The 1161-nt window shown below is 58.7% G+C and carries 1 protein-coding gene; it reads right to left on the reverse strand.

The window, feature by feature from the left end; translation table 11 throughout:
* Window positions 1-138: 138 nt before the first annotated feature.
* Window positions 139-1107, reverse strand: a complete 969-nt coding sequence (locus A3730_RS19860; protein WP_063519811.1) for an alpha/beta fold hydrolase — start codon at window positions 1105-1107, stop codon at window positions 139-141.
* Between the last annotated feature and the right edge of the window lie 54 nt (window positions 1108-1161).

Here is a 1161-nt window from a genome sequence, read left to right on the forward strand (position 1 = left end):
TCGGCCAGCTCGTGGAATTCCTCCAGCAACAAGGCCAGACGCAGGCGCACGGTCGCATCGTCCGGCACCACTGGCCGAGGCTCCACGGGCAACGAAAATGCCCGATGAAACTCCCCAACCTTATGAAAGTTGCTAACCTCAGACTTCATCGGCATGAATCTCTTCCAGAAAAGCCAGTATTTCCCGGTTCACTTCAGCCGCCTGCTCCATCTGGATCCAGTGGCCGCATTGATCCAGCATCACGGTACGCAGGTCCGGAATGTAATCCGGCATGCGCTGCAGCGCTTTCTGGCCAAACATGATCACCGGGTCCTGCAGGCCACCGATAAACAGGGTCGGCATCACGATCTGCCAGTCAGTGTCATCACGGCTTTCTTCCCAGGAAGCATCCATGGACCGGTACCAGTTGATCGGGCCAGTGAAACCGCTGTGCTCAAAACGCTCCACGTAATAAGCCAGGTCCTCTTCGCGCATCCAGCGGGGCTGGGTCGCCGGAACCGGCATGGACTGAAGGAAGCCGGTATCATCCGGGCCGACCTTGAAATCCGCGATCCCGTCGGCGGAAAGACCATGAAAAATACATCGCAAGCTGTACGACACGTCAGCCTCAAGCTCTTGCTCAGGCAGGGCCGCTTGCTGGAAGTACAGCATGTAGAAAAAACGGTCCTCGAACAGCTTGCGCATGGCGGTAGTAGGCGGCTCGGGCGCCGGGCCACCATAGGGAACAGACATACCGATCACCGCTCTGATTGCTTTGGGATATCGGCGTGCTACCTGCCAGGCCAGGCCACAGCCCCAGTCATGCCCCATCAGGATGGCGCTGTCATAGCCCAGCGCCTGAATCAGGGCCATCACATCCTCAACCAGCACACTCTGCCGGTAGGCATCGGCCTCTTTGGGACCACCGGTAAAGCCGTAACCGCGCAAATCCGGCGCCACCGCGTAATAACCGGACTGGGCCAGCACCGGCAGCTGGTACCGCCACGAAGCCCAGCATTCAGGGAAACCGTGCAAACACAGCACCAGGGGCGCACCGGCCTCGCCAGCCTCCGCTACAAAAAAATCCAGCCCATTGGCAGGAATCTGTCGCTCTCGCGTAAACGCCATACTCATATCCTAATTCAAGGCCGGGTAACAAACAGTCAGACGGCTACTTACCCG

Source organism: Alcanivorax sp. HI0044 (genome assembly GCF_001634945.1).

Coding starts and splice junctions, on each gene's coding strand:
- A3730_RS19860 (WP_063519811.1), bottom strand. CDS start 1,107: ATGGCGTTTACGCGAGAGCGACAGATTCCTGCCAATGGGCTGGATTTT.